The organism is Arthrobacter sp. cf158, assembly GCF_900106835.1.
Taxonomy (GTDB): Bacteria; Actinomycetota; Actinomycetes; order Actinomycetales; family Micrococcaceae; genus Arthrobacter.
In genome coordinates, this window is sequence record NZ_FNNR01000001.1 from 50,006 (window position 1) to 67,141 (window position 17,136).

The following is a 17,136-nucleotide window of genomic DNA, read 5'->3' on the forward strand; positions in this document are numbered from 1 at the left end:
ACTGTTAGGTGAGGTATTTTCTTTGACTCCGATTGAGGCTGGAACCGACATGGAATTCGTGATTCTCAGTGACGCTGATTTCGAGACATTCGCCAAGGGACACCCCCAAGGCAGCTTCATCCAATCCCTCGATCTCACACGTTTCCAGCGTGCACGGGGGCAGGAAGTCGAGCTCTTTGGAGTGATGCAAAACGGCAGCCTCATTGCCGCGGGAAAGCTCGTCTACACGTCCAACCGCATCGGGTACAAAATCGCCGACTGCGCCAAGGGACCACTGATGGACTACAGCGACCCCTCAGCGGTGAGCTTCGTCGTCGAGCAGTTGAAGAAGCACGCGGCTTCGAAGAAAGTCGCTGAGCTGCGCATTTCGCCCAACATCCGCTACATCGCACGCGACGAAGAAGGGGCCGAGCATCCCGAGGTAGAGGACAATCGTCCGCTGCTGAAGGAGTTCGAAGGCCTGGGCTTCAAGCACCAGGGCTTCGACATGAACTTCGCCAACATCAACTGGATGTTCATCAAGCAGCTCGACGGGATCGCCGATTCCGAAGAGCTCATCATGGGCATGAACTACCGCACCCGCAAAGCCATCCGGAAGGCCGAAAAGAACGGCGTCTACCTGGAACAGGCCACGCTGGAGACGCTGGATGAGTTCTACAACGCGCTGAGCACCGCCGGTGACGAAAAGGGCTTCACGTACCGCGAACGCGAGTACTACGAGCAACTCCTGCGGAACACCTCCGATGAGTTCACCAAGCTCATGATGGCCAAGATCAACATCCCCGAGTACCGGGCCTCCATCACGGAGCGCCTTGATGCTGAGTCCAAAACCCTGGCCGATCTGAAGCGCGAGGTCGAGGAGAGCGGCAGCAAGAAGAAGGCCAACCGCGTCAAGGTGGTCCAGGACCTCGTGGACAGCTACGAGCGCAGCCTGAAGGACATTGAGCGTTTCCCTGACTCCGTAGGCGTAGCAACCGTGGCAGCTATCCACTTTGCCTGCTCGGGTGAGGAACTGGTGTGCGTCATCGGCGGCACCGTCCAGGACTATATCTACTTCAACGGCGCCACGTCCCTGTACTGGGGCATGATGCTGCACGCACTCAATAACGGGTACTCCCGCTACAACTTCTATGGCACGTTTGGCATCCAAGGCCAGGACGAGACCGGCCACGGCGGCTACGAGTTCAAGAAGGGCTTCGGCGGCGAGGTAGTCCAACTGGTGGGCGACTTCGTGGCACCGGTAAACCCGCTCGTCTTCAACGCCTACCGCGTGGTCAGGAAGCTCGCAGGGGCCGCCCAGACAGTACTGGGACGATTGCCCCTTGAGAAATTGCCTGTAGTAGGAAAACTTCGGGGGAACCGCTAATCAAACAAGCCAAGGGAGGATCACCGCGTGACTGAACGCCCCGAGGGGTCCGCCAGCAGGCCCCACACTGACGGTTTACCCAAGACCCAACCGTTGCGTCCGTCGCAGGTCCGGCAGAACGTCAACGCCAAACGCATGCTGATGCGGCTGGTTCAAGGCGATAGTCCGCCCACGGCCCCCATGAACATCGTGGATCGGTTGGCCGGAAGTCCCTATGCCAACCCCACCATTCAAGTGGTGGGTGTGGACGCCTCGGCCCGCAAGACCATTGACTTCGCCCTGCATTTGGCTGAAGTCATGTTCCGCTACGGTGCAGGCGCCCTTGAGGTTGAAACCAGCATGATTGCGGTCACAGCAGCCCTTGGCCTGAAGAACGTTGAAGTGGACATCACCAACCAGTCGGTGGCCATCAACTACGCGCCGAAGGATCAAACTCCCATCACGCTGCTTCGCGTAGTCCGTTCCTGGACCAACAACTACGCTGGTCTTGCCCAGGTACACCAACTGGTCACGGACATTGTGGCCGGGGGAGTGGGCAGGGACGAGGCCGTGCGCCGGTTGAATGAAATCATCCGCAGCGCCAAACCGTTCCCGCGCTGGATGGTTACCATCGCCTTCGGTATCTTTTCTGCGGTCTTCGTCGGCGTCCTGGGCGGTGGGCTTGGCGCGTCGGCCGTGGCCTTTGGCTCGAACATCCTGATCAGCCTGCTCTCCCGCCAACTCGCCAGGTGGCGGACAGCGGACTTCTTCAACACCATGGCGTGTGCGTTCCTTGTCACCTTTATAGCCTTGATGCTCCGCTGGGCGGGTGTGGACATCGCTCCGTCCATTGTGGTGGCTGGCGGAATCCTGCTGCTCCTCCCCACTGGACGGCTCGTGTCCTCGGTGCAGGATGCGATCAACGGCTTCCCGGTCACCGCGGCCGGCCGGTTCCTTTCCACCGCGCTCACCTTCGGTGCCATCGTGGCTGGTATTGGTGTGGCCGTCGTCGTCGGAACATTGATGGGCAGCGCAGTTCTGGACGTCACGGACACATTCCCGGACGCGTATCCTCTCTGGGGCCGCGCGATCCTCATCGCCATAGCGGTGGTGGCCATCGGCGTCACCGAACAAACGCAAATGCGTCTGTTACTTCCGACGGCGGCGGTCGGCATTGTGGGCTTCTTCGTTTTGTGGGGGGCCGGGGCAGCCGGGCTTGGCGACCGTTTGTCGCCCGCCGTCGCGGCCGTGGTCATCGGTCTGCTGGGCCGCGTCGTGGCGCTCAAACTGGGTGCCCCGCAGCTGGTGGTTGCCGTTCCGGCAGCCTTGATCCTCCTGCCGGGCCTCACTATATTCCGTTCGATGTATGTTTTGACCGTCGAAGAGGGAGACATTCTGGTGGGCGCCGGCGGCATGCTCAATGCTGCAGCGATCGTCATGGGTGTGGCCGCGGGAATTGTGCTGGGCGACAACCTGGCCAGGCCGCTGACGAAGGGTCTCTCCAGCAACGAACGCCGGAGAGTACGCAGACGCTAACGACAAAAGCCGAACGGCGCCGCCACGTGGGCGGCGCCGTTCGGCTTTAAGAACGAAAGCTAGATTTGTCCTACGGGCAGCTTCTTCTCGGCCTGGAAGACTTCCTCCACGCGGCCCTGGGCCCAGTATCCGGACAACGAAACCTGTGCACGCTCCAGGCCACGCTGCCTGAAGAAGATCTCACGGAGACCCTTCATGTAGCCACGCTCGCCGTGGGCAAAGACGTCTACGCGACCATCCAGCCATTCGGTGGTGCGCAAGGCTTCAAGCAGGAGGTCACTGGAACCGGCGGGCACTCCGCTGCGCAGCAGCCAGTGCAGTTCAACGCCTTCCGGTGCGGAAACGGGAAGAATGTCCGCCTCGCTGTCCACCTCGAGGAAGACCGTACCGCGGGCATCGGCCGCGAGTGTTTCCACGCAGGCCGCAATGGCCGGGATAGCGGCGTCGTCGCCGGCGAACAGGTACCAATCGGCGTCGGGCGCCGGGTTGTAGGCGCCGCCAGGTCCGGTGAAGATCAGTGAGTCGCCGGGTTCGGCTGCTGCCGCCCAAGGGCCCGCCAGGCCTTCATCGCCATGGACCACGAAGTCGATGGCCAGTTCCTGCGCTTCCAGGTCCACCCAGCGGATGGTGTAAGTGCGGGTGTGGGGCCACTGCTCGCGCGGCATGGTCTCGCGGATGGCCCACAGGTCCAAAGGATGCTGGTAATCGACGCCCGGCTGCGGGAAAACGACCTTGACGTAGCGGTCCACGTACTCGTTGTTCGCATAGTCGCTGAATCCAGGCCCGCCGGCAACGATCCGCACCATATGCGGCGAGAGGCGTTCCTTGCGCAGCACTGTCAGATTGACCTGCGGGCGTGTTTTGCGTGTGGCGGACGAGGTGACGGGGAGGGCAGTCATATAGGTAAGCCTAAGCTAATTCGCTGAACGACTGCTGGGTATGAGTCGAACGTTACAACCAACGCTCTCTCACCGTTCGTCGGGTTTGGGCGGATGCTCTCTCACCGTTCGTCGTTTGGTGAGAGAGGGTTTGTGGGAGGGGGTGGTTTGGTGAGAGGGGGTTCGTGGGAGGGGGTGGTTGGAGGGCTACAGGACCGGGAGTTCCCAATCGATCGGATCTGCGCCTTGCGCCTTCAGTAGCTCGTTGGTTCGGCTGAAGGGCTTGGAACCAAAGAAGCCCCGCGAGGCCGACAAGGGACTGGGGTGGACCGACACGATCGCCGGCGCACCGTCCAGCAGCGGCTGTACGCCTTCGGCATCCTTGCCCCACAGAATGGCGACCAATGGGCTCTGCCGGCCCGCAGCGTCGGTGCGATGGGCGACGGCGGTGACGGCCGCCGTCGTGATCGCCTCCCAGCCTTTGCCCCGATGTGAACCGGCGCTCCCGGCTGAGACGCTGAGGACCCGGTTGAGCAGCAGCACCCCTTGATCCGTCCAGGCGCTGAGATCGCCGTGCACCCGGGGTGGCAGGCCGAGGTCGTCGTGAAGCTCCCGGTAAATATTTGCAAGGCTTCGCGGGATGGGTCGCGTCTGCCGCGACACGGCAAAGGAAAGCCCGACGGCGTGTCCCGGCGTTGGGTACGGGTCCTGGCCCAGAATCAGTACTTTGACGTCGGCCAGGGGTTGCTTGAAGGCGCGCAGCATGTTGTGGGCGGCCGGAAGCACCTGGGTCCCGCTGCCGGCCTGAGCCGAAACAAACGCCAATGCCTCACGAAGGTGGGCCTCCACGGGGCGCAGGGCAGCTGCCCAGTCCGGAGCCATGAGTTCGTCCAGCGGGCGCTCCACAAGGGCGGCAAAGTCCCCTTGGTTGGCATCCGCGGGTTCAAGATCAAAAAGTGCATCCTCGCCAGTCACCACGTCATTGTCTCCCGCACGGAGTCGGCACGCCGAATGACAGCGTTGTTATTCGCCCGTAACATGGGGGTAGGACATTTTCCCCCACCAAGCGTCGAAGGAGTGTACCGTGGCAGAACCAGCACCGGAACCGATGGCGCCGCAGGCAACCGGTTTTGCGCTCGAAGACCTTGCGGCCGGGACGCGCAGCGACTCGCCGCTCAGCGAACGGGACCAGCAAATGCTGGCGTTGGAACGGCAATGGTGGAAGTACGCCGGCGCCAAGGAACAGGCCATCCGTGAGCTGTTCGATCTCTCCGCCACACACTATTACCAGATACTGAACGCGCTGATCGACACCGAGGACGCGTTGGCTCACGATCCCATGCTCGTCAAGAGATTGCGTAGACTACGTACGTCCCGCCAGCGTGCGCGGACGGCACGTCGCTTGGGGTCCGACGCGTAAATCGCCAGGCTGATCTGTCAGCAGCAACCAGCAAGGACAACGCTTCACCATGACCAAATATGCCAGGGACGAATTCGACCAGGTCCCGCAGAACACTTCCCGGCAGGGCGTCCACCGCGACGCCCAGGACACCGCGCGCCCCACTTTGTGGCCGGTCCTGACTGTTGGTGCCGTTGCCTTGGTGCTTGGCCTGGCGGCGTACTTGATCCTCCCGAACCTTGGGCTGGTGGCGCCCAACGCGTCCTCAAGCGTCTCGACGCCGGCGCCCCAGCAAACTGACGCCTCGCCATCTGCGGCCCCGAGCGAGTCCAGCAGTGCACCGTCCGGCGAACCCAGCCCGGGCACCTCGCCGTCGGACGTTCCATCTGCGACGACGTCCGCGGCTCCGGTGGACAAGACCACGCCTGTGGCCGTCTACAACGGCGCAGGGACGGCTGGCTTGGCTGGCCGGGTGGCCGGTCTTGTCCAAGGGGATGGCTGGACCCTGAGTACTGTGGGCAACTGGGGTGGCCTGCCGCAGCAGACCTCCGTGATCTTCTACAACGCCCCGGAACAGAAGGTCAACGCTGAGGCCTTGGGTGCGCTGCTGGGTATTCAGTCGATCGTTGAATCCCCTGAGGTTCAGCAGCCCCTGGTGGTTGTGGCAGGACCTGGTTTCCAGTAGCCCGCCCGGCCCGGAACGTGCCCGGAATGCTCCAACTCGGTTAAGCCTCAATAACAAAAGTCACCCCCGCGCCTTCCATGGGAGCGCGGAGATAGTGACAGTGGTTACAGTGGATTGATTCCGGTACGGAGATCCCGGCAACCGGTCTTGGCTACTGCGAAAGTGTGGGCATCATGGCATTGGGAACCGTCAAATGGTTCAACGCCGAAAAAGGCTACGGCTTCATCACTGTGGATGAATCCGGCGACGACGTCTTTGTACACTGGTCCGCCATTCAGATGGACGGATTCCGGGCCCTTGAGGAGGGCCAGCGGGTTGAGTTCGAATTGGGGGAGGGCCAGAAGGGTCCGCAGGCTGAAGGTGTCCGCGTCGCCTGACTCGAAAAGCGACACCTTATCCCTGTTCCCGTCAGCCCTCGGCTGAAACCCCTTTGTTTATAGAGCAAAGTGGCATCCCTGCTTGCACTCTCCCCGGTCGAGTGCTAATTATTGATTTAGCACTCCTGCTGTTCGACTGCTAAGTCCAGCCCGGTTAACGCCGGTGATGGACTGCTGCCGAACCGCTGGAGGATCAAGAAACACCTTGGTGGGGTGAGGTTCGGAGCGCGGGGCATACATAGGCCGCAAGCGAAGAACCGTCCGTCGCGGGCACCCTATCTGACAGGTACCTTCTTAACGACTGTCCCGAAAGGACTACCGCCGTTATGGCCAAGATCATTGCATTTGATGAAGAGGCACGCCGCGGCCTCGAGCGGGGCCTGAACATCCTCGCCGACGCCGTCAAGGTCACCCTCGGCCCGCGTGGACGCAACGTCGTCCTCGAAAAGAAGTGGGGCGCCCCCACGATCACCAACGATGGCGTGTCCATCGCCAAGGAGATCGAGCTGGACGATCCTTACGAGAAGATCGGTGCAGAACTGGTCAAGGAAGTTGCCAAGAAGACGGATGACGTCGCTGGCGACGGTACGACCACTGCAACCGTCCTCGCCCAGGCACTGGTGAAGGAAGGCCTCCGCAACGTTGCCGCCGGCGCCGACCCGCTGTCCCTCAAGCGCGGCATCGAGAAGGCTGTTGAAGCAGTCATCAACGAACTGCTGGCCTCCGCCAAGGAAATCGAAACCAAGGAAGAGATCGCAGCCACGGCTTCCATCTCCGCCGGTGACCCGGAAATCGGCAGCCTGATCGCCGAAGCCCTGGACAAGGTGGGCAAGGAAGGCGTCATTACGGTCGAGGAATCCAACACCTTCGGCCTGGAGCTCGAACTCACCGAAGGCATGCGCTTCGACAAGGGCTACATCTCCGCTTACTTCGTCACTGACGCAGAGCGTCAGGAAACGGTTCTTGAAGACCCGTACATCCTGATCGTGAACTCCAAGATCTCCAACGTGAAGGAACTCGTCACGGTTCTGGAGAAGGTCATGCAGTCCAACAAGCCGCTGCTGATCATCGCCGAAGACATCGAGGGCGAGGCCCTGGCCACCCTGATCGTCAACAAGATCCGTGGCACCTTCAAGTCCGTTGCCGTCAAGGCTCCGGGCTTCGGTGACCGCCGCAAGGCACAGCTCGCCGACATCGCCATCCTCACCGGTGGCCAGGTCATCTCCGAAGAAGTTGGTCTCAAGCTCGAGAACGCTGGCCTGGAACTCCTCGGCACCGCCCGCAAGGTTGTTGTCACCAAGGACGAGACCACCATCGTTGAAGGTGCCGGCGACGCCGAGCAGATCGCAGGCCGCGTGGCCCAGATCCGCGCCGAGATCGAGAACTCCGATTCCGACTACGACCGCGAGAAGCTGCAAGAGCGCCTGGCCAAGCTGGCCGGCGGCGTTGCAGTCATCAAGGCCGGTGCCGCAACCGAAGTTGAGCTCAAGGAACGCAAGCACCGCATTGAGGACGCTGTCCGCAACGCAAAGGCTGCCGTTGAAGAAGGCATCGTTGCCGGTGGTGGCGTTGCCCTCATCCAGGCCGGTGCCAAGGCATTCGCAAACCTGACCCTGCAGGGTGACGAAGCAACCGGCGCCAACATCGTCAAGGTTGCCATCGATGCTCCGCTGAAGCAGATCGCCTTCAACGCTGGCCTTGAGCCGGGCGTTGTTGTGGACAAGGTTCGCGGCCTGCCTTCCGGCCACGGCCTGAACGCTGCCACGGGCGTCTACGAAGACCTTCTGGCTGCCGGCGTCAACGACCCCGTAAAGGTCACCCGCTCGGCTCTCCAGAACGCTGCTTCCATCGCTGGTCTCTTCCTGACCACCGAGGCCGTAGTTGCCGACAAGCCTGAGAAGAACGCTCCGGCTGCCGGTGGCGACGACATGGGCGGCATGGGCGGTTTCTAAGCCTCCCTGCTGTAGAGATACAGCGCCAAGCATCACGCTTTAGAGCAAACGACGGCGGTCCTCACCTTGTGGTGGGGGCCGTCGTCGTTTGCGTCGGCGCCCATTTGGGGACAGATCATGCTCCTGCGGGCACTCGCAGCGACAAATGCTGCCGCCTGGTTGGGTGCTACCACGGATTCAGTGTCGGTGGGGTCTGGCAGGATTAACGGTATGACGATTATTGCTGCCGCCGATGGGTCCGCCCTCGGTAATCCTGGACCGGCCGGTTGGGCCTGGTACGTTGATGACTCCTGTTGGCGCGCAGGAGGTTGGCCGCACGGTACCAACAACCAGGGTGAATTGATGGCCGTATTGGACCTGTTCCGGTCCACGGCCCATGTGCCCCAGGAAGAACTGCTGATCCTTTGCGACAGCCAGTACGTCATCAACTGCATCAGCAAATGGATGCCTGGGTGGAAACGGAAGGGCTGGCGGAAAGCCGACGGCAAGCCAGTGCTGAACGTTGATCTCCTCAAGGACATCGACCAAGCGATCGTTGGCCGCAAGTACACCTTCGAATGGGTCAAGGGCCACGCCGGTCACGATCTGAACGAGGCTGCTGACGAGCGTGCCAGGGCAGCCGCGACAGCTTTCCAGCAGGGCGTCGCGCACCGGGAAGGGCCTGGGTTCCCCGGAGCCGGAGGGGTAGCCCCGGAGCCGGGCCGAGGCGCGGGCCGCGGTTCCGACCGGGGTGCTGGCCAGGCGAGGGCTGATAGCGAGTCGCAGGCAGTCACTCAGACGCTTCCGCGAAACTCCGAGCCACTAGCCGCCCGGGCCGGTGCAGGCCCTGCATCGTCGGGCAAGGCAGGCTCCGGCGCTGCGAAGGTCGATTGGAGTGCCCGGGCACCTTTCGAACCCACACTGTTTGGAGAGTCGGGCATCTTCGGCCAGGCCGATCTTTTCAGTGAACTGGAGGATGAAGCCTCCACCCAGGAGCTATCCGCCGAGGACACGGTGCTCGCCCTGGAACGCGAACTGCTTCGCCCGGATGTGCGGGCGGACATTGGCAGGATTGGCGTACTGCTTCACCCCGATTTTGCGGAGATCGGCAGCTCGGGCCGATTCTGGACCAGGGACGCCATGATGATGGCCCTTGAGGAAGACCCTGGTGAACCCACCGATCTGGAGCTGCTCAGCGCCGACAGGCTCAGCGACAATACCATTCTCTTGAACTACCGCAGCCTGGCGCACACTGGCTCAGCTCTCCGCAGTTCAGTCTGGATGCTGGACCGGGGCCAATGGCGTCTGCGGTTTCATCAAGGGACGCTGGAAAACCAGAGCTGACCCAGGATCCCTGAGCTGGTGCAAGAGACTTGAGCTGGTGCAAGAGACTTGAGCTGGCGCAGGATCCCTGAGCTGGCAAGATCCCTGAGCTGGCGCGGGGAACCTGCACCAATGGATCAGACGCGGGTTCAACAATGCCCATGAGCCCATGACCTGCAGGACCGGATGCACAGGGGGAAAGTAGCCGGCCCTGCAGGAGTTCATGGTGTGAGCTCAGGGTGAGGTGACGCCTAGTACATGAAGCGCTGGGTGTTACCCTGTTCCACCTCCAGATAGCTGGTGGCGGCCGAGGACAGGGCCATGGTGATGGAGGCGAGCGAGGCCTCAACCTTGCTCTGCGTGAGGGACCACTCCACAACGAGTGCCTGGAAGTTGGTGGCAGCCGATCCGCGCCAGGTTGCCTGAAGTTCCTCCAGGCCCCGGGTCATGGCCAGTACATCTGAACTGATGCGATCAACGGTTCCTTTGACACTGGCTGACTTGAGTTGAAGCAACTCGGTGTCGACGGAGATGACGCTCATGGGTGATGCCTTTCGACGAAGATGTTCCGCGGTTCGCGGCGGGAAGCGTGGGCCACAACATTGAGCCTAGGCAGCCGCCTTGAACCGGGAAACAGAGTTTCGCCGCTATGTGGAGAACGTTGCTATGTGGAGAACGTCCCTATGTGGAGAACGCCGCTATGTGGCTACAAGCTCCGCAGGTTCGTCGTGGAACGGAAGGCTGACCACCAACGTTGCGCCGCCGCCGTCGGTCTCTGAAACCCGGACCGTACCGCCGTGGGAGCCCACAATGGCCGCAACGATCGCCAAGCCCAGGCCACTGCCGCCCGTTTCGCGGGTCCGCGAAGTATCCGCCCGATAAAAGCGTTCGAAGATCTTGTTGGTTTCCGCCTCCGGAATGCCGGGACCGTGATCACGGATCTCGATCACTGAGACTGAACCCGCAGGTGTGTTGCGAACACCGACTGCGAGTTCAATGGGACTTCCTTCCGGTGTGTACCGCAGCGCATTGCCCACCAGGTTGCCGATGACCTGCCGCAGCTTGGCTTCATCGCCTTGGACGGGAGCAGCGGTTGGAGTCGTGTCGTCCAACCCGGTAAGGGTGATGGCGCGGTCGCCGGAGGAGGCTTTGGTGTCCACCATGGCGTCGTGGGCGAGGAGCTGGAGGTCCACGGGTTTGAGTTGCAGCGGGCGCTGCTCATCCAGGCGGGCCAGCATCAGCAGGTCCTCCACCATGGAGCCCATCCGTTTGGCCTCGCTTTCGATCCTGCCCATGGCCATTGCAATGTCCTCTTCAGAGGTGAGGGCGCCGTGCCGGTACAGCTCCGAGAAGCCGCGAATGGTTACCAGCGGTGTCCGCAGTTCGTGGGAAGCGTCGGCAGCAAAGCGGCGCATGCGCCCCTCGGATGCCGCGCGCGCAGCAAAGGAGGCTTCGATGTGCGCGAGCATGGCGTTCAAGGAGCCACCCAGCCGGCCCACTTCGGTGTGGGGGTTGTCGATTTCCACACGGCGGGAGAGGTCGCCGGCGGCGATGGCAGCAGCGGTCTTTTCCACCTTGGCCAAGGGTCGGAAGGAGCGGGCCACGGTCCAGGTGGCAATAAAGAACGTCAACACCATGGTGAGGAGTCCGACGCCAACCACCACCAGGACGGCATGCTCCATGACTTTGTCCACGGGCGTCAGCGGCAGTCCGATGATGACTACGCCGTTTTGCCCGTTGGCAACAACACCCACTGCCACGACGCGCCAGTTGGTGCCTGCTGTGCCCTTGACTTGGAACGGGGCGTTTCCGCGCTGCTTCGCTTCCGCTGAGCTGATGTTGGCGATCGCGGGCCGGTCACTCTGGCTGCCCCCAAAGGGATACGGATCCAGGCCTGGCACGTACAGGGTCAGTGAGTAGTCCGTGGGGACGGCGGAGTCATTAGGTGTAGTGGGGTTGGGCTGGGACAGCTTGTCGAAGGACTGCTGGTCCTGGGCCAAGGCAACAGCGGCCTTGAGTTTGTCATCTACCTGGCCTTGCAGGTAGCTCTTGACCAGCGTCAGGGTGCCCGAGCCTGTCGCCACCAGGGCCAGCAGGAGCAGGCCCATGATGATGGCGACGAGCTGGGACCTCAGGGACGCCGATTTCCAGCGTTGCAGCAAGGTCAGCGCTTCTCTGCCGTTCGCAGCACGTAGCCCACGCCGCGCTTGGTCTGAATCAGGGCTGCGGCATCAGGATCGATGTCCACTTTGCGGCGCAGGTAGGAAATGTAGGACTCAACGATCGAGGCATCACCGTTGAAGTCGTACTCCCAGACGTGGTCCAGGATCTGGGCTTTGGAAAGCACGCGGTTGGGGTTCAGCATGAGGTAGCGCAAGAGCTTGAACTCGGTGGGGGACAACTCAATGACGGTACCGCCGCGGCGGACCTCGTGGGCGTCGTCGTCGAGTTCAAGATCGTCGACGCGGATCACGGCGTCGTCATCTTCCAGCGGTTGGGTGCGGCGGAGAACGGCGCGGATGCGCGCCACCACTTCGTCCAGGCTGAAGGGCTTGGTGACGTAGTCGTCCCCGCCGACGGTCAAACCGGTGACTTTGTCCTCGGTGTCGTCCTTCGCGGTGAGGAACAGCACGGGGAAGTGCTTGCCTGCGGCACGGAGGCGGCGCGTCACCGTGAAGCCGTCCATATCCGGGAGCATGACGTCCAGGACTGCGAGGTCAGGAGCATGAAGGTCCGCTGCCGCGAGGGCTTCGCGACCATTGGATGCGGCCACGACCTCGAAACCTGCAAAGCGCAGGGACGTGGAGAGCAGCTCGCGGATGTTGGGTTCGTCATCGACGACAAGGAGCTTGGCTTCGGGGCCGTTCTTTTTCATGACATCCATGATGCTCCCAGAAACTGGGAGTTGTCTGGATGCTGCATGTGAGCGGACTGCGCGGCCGGACCATGGCGCCTGCGCGCCCGGACTACGGCGCCTGCGCGGAGTCCCTGAAGCCTCAAGCGCCCAGCACCAACCCCGTCCCGAGCGCCACCATGGTCACTGCGATGCCACCATCCAGGAATCGCCACGACGAGGGCCGCGCAAAGAAGCCGCGGAGGAAACGGGCGCCGAATCCCAGCGAGCAGAACCAGAGGATGCTGCCCAGCATGGCCCCTGCGCCGAACCACCACTGGAGTTGGGTGCCTTGGGCGCTGGCAATTGAGCCAAGAAGGGCAATGTCCAGGTAGACGTGGGGGTTGAGCCACGTGAGGGCGAGGACGGTGGTGACAGCTGCGGCGATGCCGCGCTTGGCGCCGCCGTCGTTCCGTGTTCCTTCGGCGGTAGTCAGCGCTTGCGGCCGAAGGGCCCTGCGGGCGGCCATCAGGCCGTACGTCACCAGGAATGCCGCGCCAACGTAACGGAGGACGACGACGGCGGTGGGCGCCGCCGTCAGGAGGGCACCGGTGCCAAGGACACCGGCAGCGATCAATACGGCGTCGGACAACGCGCAGACAATCACTATGGGGACGATGTGTTCGCCGCGGATTCCTTGCCGGAGCACGAAGGCGTTTTGGGCCCCGATGGCGACGATCAGGGCCAGGCCCGTGGCCAGGCCGAGGCCTGCGGAATGGAAGAAGTCGATGTAGGTCACCTTTTGAAACTACGGTCGGCGATTCCTTTAGACCAGCTAAAGATTTTGATGCCACATAAGATGTTCTTATGCCTCAGTTTCCTTCCGAGCAATTGTTGACGTTCGCCACGGTGCTTTCCGAGGGCACGCTGGATGCAGCGGCACAGCTGCTTCACATCACGCCGTCGGCGGTGTCGCAGAGGCTCAAAGCGTTGGAACAATCGGCAGGCCAGGTGCTGCTGCAGCGCAGTAACCCCGCCAGGGCAACGACGGCCGGTGAAGTTGTTCTGCGTTTGGCCCGACAAATCGCGCAGCTTGAGGCCGACGCAGGGAGGGAACTCGGTTTGGGTGCAGACGCGGCGCAGCTGGCCGTGCCGATCGTGGTCAACGCGGATTCGTTGGCGGTGTGGTTCCTGCAAGCGCTGGCCCGCGTTCCCGGCGACCTTAATGTCACCTTCGAACTCCACCGGGACGACGAACAACATTCCACGTCGCTGCTGCGCTCCGGGACGGTGATGGCGGCTGTCACCGCGACGCCCGAGCCTGTGCAGGGCTGCCGCGTGGAAAGCCTGGGCGTCATGCGGTACCGGGCAGTGGCAGCACCCGGCTACATGGAACGGTGGTTTCCGGAGTTCCCGGACGGCCTGGAGAAATCAACGCTCAACGCAGCACCCACCGTTGACTTCGACCGCAAGGACACGTACCAGTGGGCCTTCGTGCAGTCGTGGCCAGGCGATGACCGGGCAAGTGCTCCGGAACGAAAAGGGCCCCGCCACTACGTCCCGGCCTCGCAGGACTTCGGCGACGCGATCCGTTTGGGCCTTGGCTGGGGATTGATTCCGGAGGTCCAGTGCGGACCGGACATCGCGGAAGGCCGGCTGATCGAACTGGCCCCGGAACGGCCCTTCGACGTGCCGCTCTACTGGCAGCGATGGAAGACCGCGTCGCGGGTCCTGGACGTGCTCAGCGACACGGTGCGCGAGGTATCAGCGCAGTACCTGACCAGACCGGTACCGAGCTCCTAAATACGAACACGCCCGCGGATGCTTCCAATAATGTCGGTGCCCCGTTCCACACTTAAAACATGGCAAACACAGCAGCTCCCGCAAGCATTCACCAGCACCTCCACGTCGATGTCGAGTTCCATGTGACGTACCTGGATACTGACACCGGCCATATCCGACGCGAGGATTTCCTTGACCTGGCCGCGGCGGAACGCTTTGCCAGTGCCCAACTCCGCGACGAGGATGGCTGGGCCGTGGTGGACCACGTCAAGATCCCGGCAGCCAGTCGAATGGTCGCCTAGGAACCCAAGCACCCTGCAGTACCGGGGCACCACAACCCTGTTCTGTCCGGGTCATTCCGGCTTGTTGTGGGCATGGCCGCCGTGAACGAAGGGCGATGACACGCCCTGGTATTTGAGCAGCATCATCATTCCTTCGGCCGCATGATCCAGGTTGTGGCAATGATCCATCCAGATACCGGGATTGTCGGCGTGAAGCAGCAGTTCCCATACTTCGCCGGGCAACACGTCCACAGTGTCCAGGACCAAGGGCGATCCTCCGGGAGCCGTTCCGTTCCTGCTCAGCACCTGCACGTGGTGTCCGTGGGGATGCATGGGATGAGGTTCGGCGGTGCGGTTCACTACCGTGACTTTGACGGTGTCGCCTTCAGCCACGTCGATGGACGGGACCAGAGGGTATGCAGCACCGTTGACGGTGAAGGCATAACGCGGAACACCGTCCACAAAACGGAACTGCCGGTCCAGCACCAGCACCTCCTCGCGCGTGATCGTCGTTGCTTGCGGAAGCGGCTGGCCGGCACGGGTCCCCACCATGGGTTTGCCATAGTCCAACAGGTCGAGCACGGGGGTTGTGGCGAACACGCCGGCGGGCGCTTTCTCCGGCACACCAGCCGAAGCTTCCGGGGCGTCATGCCCTGATGGGACCACCACGACGACGGCGCTGGCCGCGGCATCGGAGCGTAGCGTCACCAGCGTTCCGGGCATGGTGAAAGCGATGTCCACGCGCCCTCCGGCACCAAGGCGCACCAGTTTGCCCGAAACGTCGCCCGGCTGGTTCACTTCCGTTCCGTCCACCGCGACGGCCTTGAAGGGGGTGCCCTCCACCACGTAACGCTGCGGCAGGGAATCGGTGTTTATCAGACGCATCCGCACGCTCGAGCCGGGTGCGGCTGCGTGTGGACTGCGGCGGTCTGAGGAGCCCAGCAACCCCAGACCGCTGAGGTCGTGTCCGGCCACCACTATGTCCGTGTCAGCACGGGGCAGTGCGGGGTCGTGCACGACGAATGTGCCGTAGAGGCCCTTGCGGACGCCCTCGGCCGAATCCTGGTGCGTGTGGTACCAGTAGGTGCCGGACTGCGCTGCGGTAAAGCGGTAGGTCATGGACTGTCCCGGCATCAGGGCGTCCTGCGTCGCTCCCGCCACCCCGTCCATGGCGTTGGGGACGTCGTATCCATGCCAGTGCAGCGTGACGCCGGCGGCGACATCGCGGTTTGTAAGCTCCACCTCCAGGACTTCCCCCAGATGGGCCTCCAACGCAGGGCCGGGGACGCTGCCGAACGTCCAGGCTTCCGTCGTCTGGCCGGACGGAAGCGTTACGTGCTCTACCCGGGCGGTCAGTTCATACCGCCGGACCACGGCGTCCGCGGGGGAGGTGCCCAGCAGGCTGGTCACCGGGGTTGTATCCGCCATGGTGGTGGCGGCGTTGGTACTGTCGTGATGCCCGACGGCGGCGCTGATCACCGCGCCGTCGGCGGACCGGCTCCCGAGCCAGGCAAAGACTCCGGAGCCCAGGACGGTACAGGCCATCAGCCCGGCGACGGCGGCAGCCGCCGTCGGACGCCTGCCCAAGCGAGACGTGCCGCCCTCACGCATGGCAGGCCCGCGACCGAACAGTGCCAGCCTTGCGAGCAGCACGCTCCCGGCCACCATGAACAGCAGCACGGCAAGGGTCCACGGGGCGGGGAACGGTCCAAGCACGAGGGCCAGCACAAGGGACGCCAGGGATGATGCCGCGGCAGCCACGAGGGACAACACAGCCCACTCCCGGGATGGTCCGGAGCGTGCCCCGGCCCTTCCGGCAGGTTTGAAGCCGGTGTTCCGCCTCCTCAGCAAGAACGGAACACCGGCCATCGCGGCCCAAGCCGCGGGGATGGCGGTCAGAGGCAGGTTGATGGTTGTGCGTTCGCTGGCAAACCACCAACTGCCCGCCACCAAAGCAGGAAGCAAGGCGTAACGTGCCGCAGTGGCTGCGACGGCAATGCCTGTCAGCAGCAATGCCAGGTCAAGGGAACGGAACCAGGGCACCGCGCTGCTGGACGGATCCCCGCTGGGAATTCCAGCGGTTGACGCAACGGTCAACCAAACGGCGGTGATCCAGCCGCCTGCCGCGAGGACGGACAGCACCAGATCCACCGCCAGCAGCTGCGAGGTGTTCACAGCTGCCTTTGGTCAGGCCGTGCTGGGCGAGGCGGAAGCATCCGGGGATGCGGCCTTGGGTGGCAGCGGTTGTGGATTCAGGGCCACCGCCCGGGCGCGGTTGAACAGCCAGTAGGACATGAAGATCATCAGCACACCGACGATGGGGTGGATCGAGACAACCCACGAGCCGGACGGTGTGATGAATTCCGGCGAGGAACCGGTCAGCATGCCGCCAATGATGAAAATGAACAATTGGACCCACGTCAGCAGGAATATTCCTGCCGCCAGCCAGATTGTCCGGGATCCCACCCGGGCGATCGCGGCGACGATGGCGGCCAGCAGAGCCGAATAGCGGAGTACATACTGTCCGTTGACTGCGTGGAAAACGCCCGCTTCACGCTGGGCTTCGATGGTGTTCTGAAAGTGGAAGTATCCAGCGAAAAACAGCTGTGCCAGTGCTGACAGCAGGACGATCGCGGAGAGGACCAGGAGAACTTTGCGCATGAGGAATCCTCTGATGAAGATGCACAGTATCTAGGCCTTCAAACCGTCGGCTCCCTGGCTGCGGGATTCCCCCACCGCCGACGGCTGGCCGCCGGATTGCCTGGA

The 17,136-nt window shown here is 62.9% G+C and carries 17 protein-coding genes; 9 read left to right on the forward strand and 8 right to left on the reverse strand.

What is annotated here, in order from left to right:
* The first annotated feature begins 49 nt into the window (after positions 1-49).
* Positions 50-1,366, forward strand: a complete 1,317-nt coding sequence (locus BLW08_RS00275; RefSeq protein WP_091322695.1) for a peptidoglycan bridge formation glycyltransferase FemA/FemB family protein — start codon at positions 50-52, stop codon at positions 1,364-1,366.
* A gap of 27 nt (positions 1,367-1,393) precedes the next feature.
* A complete protein-coding gene (locus BLW08_RS00280; protein ID WP_090820464.1) occupies positions 1,394-2,881 on the forward strand; it encodes a threonine/serine exporter family protein in 1,488 nt (495 codons plus the stop codon).
* Positions 2,882-2,940: 59 nt separating this feature from the next.
* Here BLW08_RS00280 and BLW08_RS00285 read toward each other — a convergent pair whose 3' ends face one another.
* Together BLW08_RS00285 and BLW08_RS00290 are read right to left on the reverse strand one after the other, a co-directional pair.
* On the reverse strand, positions 2,941-3,780 hold the full coding sequence (locus tag BLW08_RS00285) for a siderophore-interacting protein (RefSeq protein ID WP_091322696.1): 840 nt from the start codon (positions 3,778-3,780) through the stop codon (positions 2,941-2,943).
* A gap of 186 nt (positions 3,781-3,966) precedes the next feature.
* Positions 3,967-4,737, reverse strand: coding sequence for a uracil-DNA glycosylase (locus tag BLW08_RS00290; protein WP_090820460.1), 771 nt, complete (start codon positions 4,735-4,737; stop codon positions 3,967-3,969).
* 130 nt (positions 4,738-4,867) lie between these two features.
* On the opposite strand from BLW08_RS00290, the gene BLW08_RS00295 reads away from it, so the two are divergent.
* From BLW08_RS00295 to BLW08_RS00315, 5 genes are all read left to right on the forward strand, one after another.
* The gene (locus BLW08_RS00295) at positions 4,868-5,179 is read left to right on the forward strand and encodes a DUF3263 domain-containing protein (RefSeq protein WP_175538549.1); all 312 of its coding nucleotides are present in this window, start codon (positions 4,868-4,870) and stop codon (positions 5,177-5,179) included.
* Between the two features lie 49 nt (positions 5,180-5,228).
* The gene (locus BLW08_RS00300) at positions 5,229-5,843 is read left to right on the forward strand and encodes a LytR C-terminal domain-containing protein (RefSeq protein ID WP_091322698.1); all 615 of its coding nucleotides are present in this window, start codon (positions 5,229-5,231) and stop codon (positions 5,841-5,843) included.
* Positions 5,844-6,016: 173 nt separating this feature from the next.
* Positions 6,017-6,220: a cold-shock protein gene (locus tag BLW08_RS00305; RefSeq protein ID WP_011773737.1), complete on the forward strand. Its 204-nt coding sequence runs from the start codon at positions 6,017-6,019 to the stop codon at positions 6,218-6,220.
* A 326-nt stretch (positions 6,221-6,546) separates the two neighbouring features.
* Positions 6,547-8,172 carry a chaperonin GroEL gene (gene groL / locus BLW08_RS00310; RefSeq protein WP_091322699.1) on the forward strand — a complete coding sequence of 542 codons (1,626 nt, stop codon included), beginning with the start codon at positions 6,547-6,549 and terminating at the stop codon, positions 8,170-8,172.
* 210 nt (positions 8,173-8,382) lie between these two features.
* On the forward strand, positions 8,383-9,495 hold the full coding sequence (locus BLW08_RS00315; protein WP_091322701.1) for a ribonuclease HI family protein: 1,113 nt from the start codon (positions 8,383-8,385) through the stop codon (positions 9,493-9,495).
* A 230-nt stretch (positions 9,496-9,725) separates the two neighbouring features.
* Here BLW08_RS00315 and BLW08_RS00320 read toward each other — a convergent pair whose 3' ends face one another.
* The 4 genes from BLW08_RS00320 to BLW08_RS00335 form a co-directional block, all read right to left on the reverse strand.
* Positions 9,726-10,016: a WXG100 family type VII secretion target gene (locus BLW08_RS00320; protein ID WP_091322702.1), complete on the reverse strand. Its 291-nt coding sequence runs from the start codon at positions 10,014-10,016 to the stop codon at positions 9,726-9,728.
* A 156-nt stretch (positions 10,017-10,172) separates the two neighbouring features.
* Entirely contained in the window at positions 10,173-11,636 is a 1,464-nt protein-coding gene (locus BLW08_RS00325) for a sensor histidine kinase (RefSeq protein ID WP_090820450.1), read from the reverse strand.
* 2 nt (positions 11,637-11,638) lie between these two features.
* The gene (locus tag BLW08_RS00330) at positions 11,639-12,349 is read right to left on the reverse strand and encodes a response regulator transcription factor (RefSeq protein ID WP_026543233.1); all 711 of its coding nucleotides are present in this window, start codon (positions 12,347-12,349) and stop codon (positions 11,639-11,641) included.
* 121 nt (positions 12,350-12,470) lie between these two features.
* A complete protein-coding gene (locus BLW08_RS00335; protein WP_091322704.1) occupies positions 12,471-13,106 on the reverse strand; it encodes a LysE/ArgO family amino acid transporter in 636 nt (211 codons plus the stop codon).
* Positions 13,107-13,174: 68 nt separating this feature from the next.
* Here BLW08_RS00335 and BLW08_RS00340 point away from each other — a divergent pair, with 68 nt between their 5' ends.
* Both BLW08_RS00340 and BLW08_RS00345 read left to right on the forward strand, forming a co-directional pair.
* Positions 13,175-14,110 (forward strand): LysR family transcriptional regulator ArgP, encoded by a 936-nt coding sequence (locus BLW08_RS00340; RefSeq protein ID WP_091322705.1) that lies wholly within the window; start codon positions 13,175-13,177, stop codon positions 14,108-14,110.
* 59 nt (positions 14,111-14,169) lie between these two features.
* The gene (locus BLW08_RS00345; RefSeq protein WP_091322707.1) at positions 14,170-14,391 is read left to right on the forward strand and encodes a hypothetical protein; all 222 of its coding nucleotides are present in this window, start codon (positions 14,170-14,172) and stop codon (positions 14,389-14,391) included.
* A gap of 51 nt (positions 14,392-14,442) precedes the next feature.
* Here BLW08_RS00345 and BLW08_RS00350 read toward each other — a convergent pair whose 3' ends face one another.
* Positions 14,443-16,545, reverse strand: coding sequence for a multicopper oxidase family protein (locus BLW08_RS00350; RefSeq protein WP_091322709.1), 2,103 nt, complete (start codon positions 16,543-16,545; stop codon positions 14,443-14,445).
* 12 nt (positions 16,546-16,557) lie between these two features.
* A complete protein-coding gene (locus BLW08_RS00355; protein ID WP_091322711.1) occupies positions 16,558-17,031 on the reverse strand; it encodes a hypothetical protein in 474 nt (157 codons plus the stop codon).
* Positions 17,032-17,136: the final 105 nt, after the last annotated feature.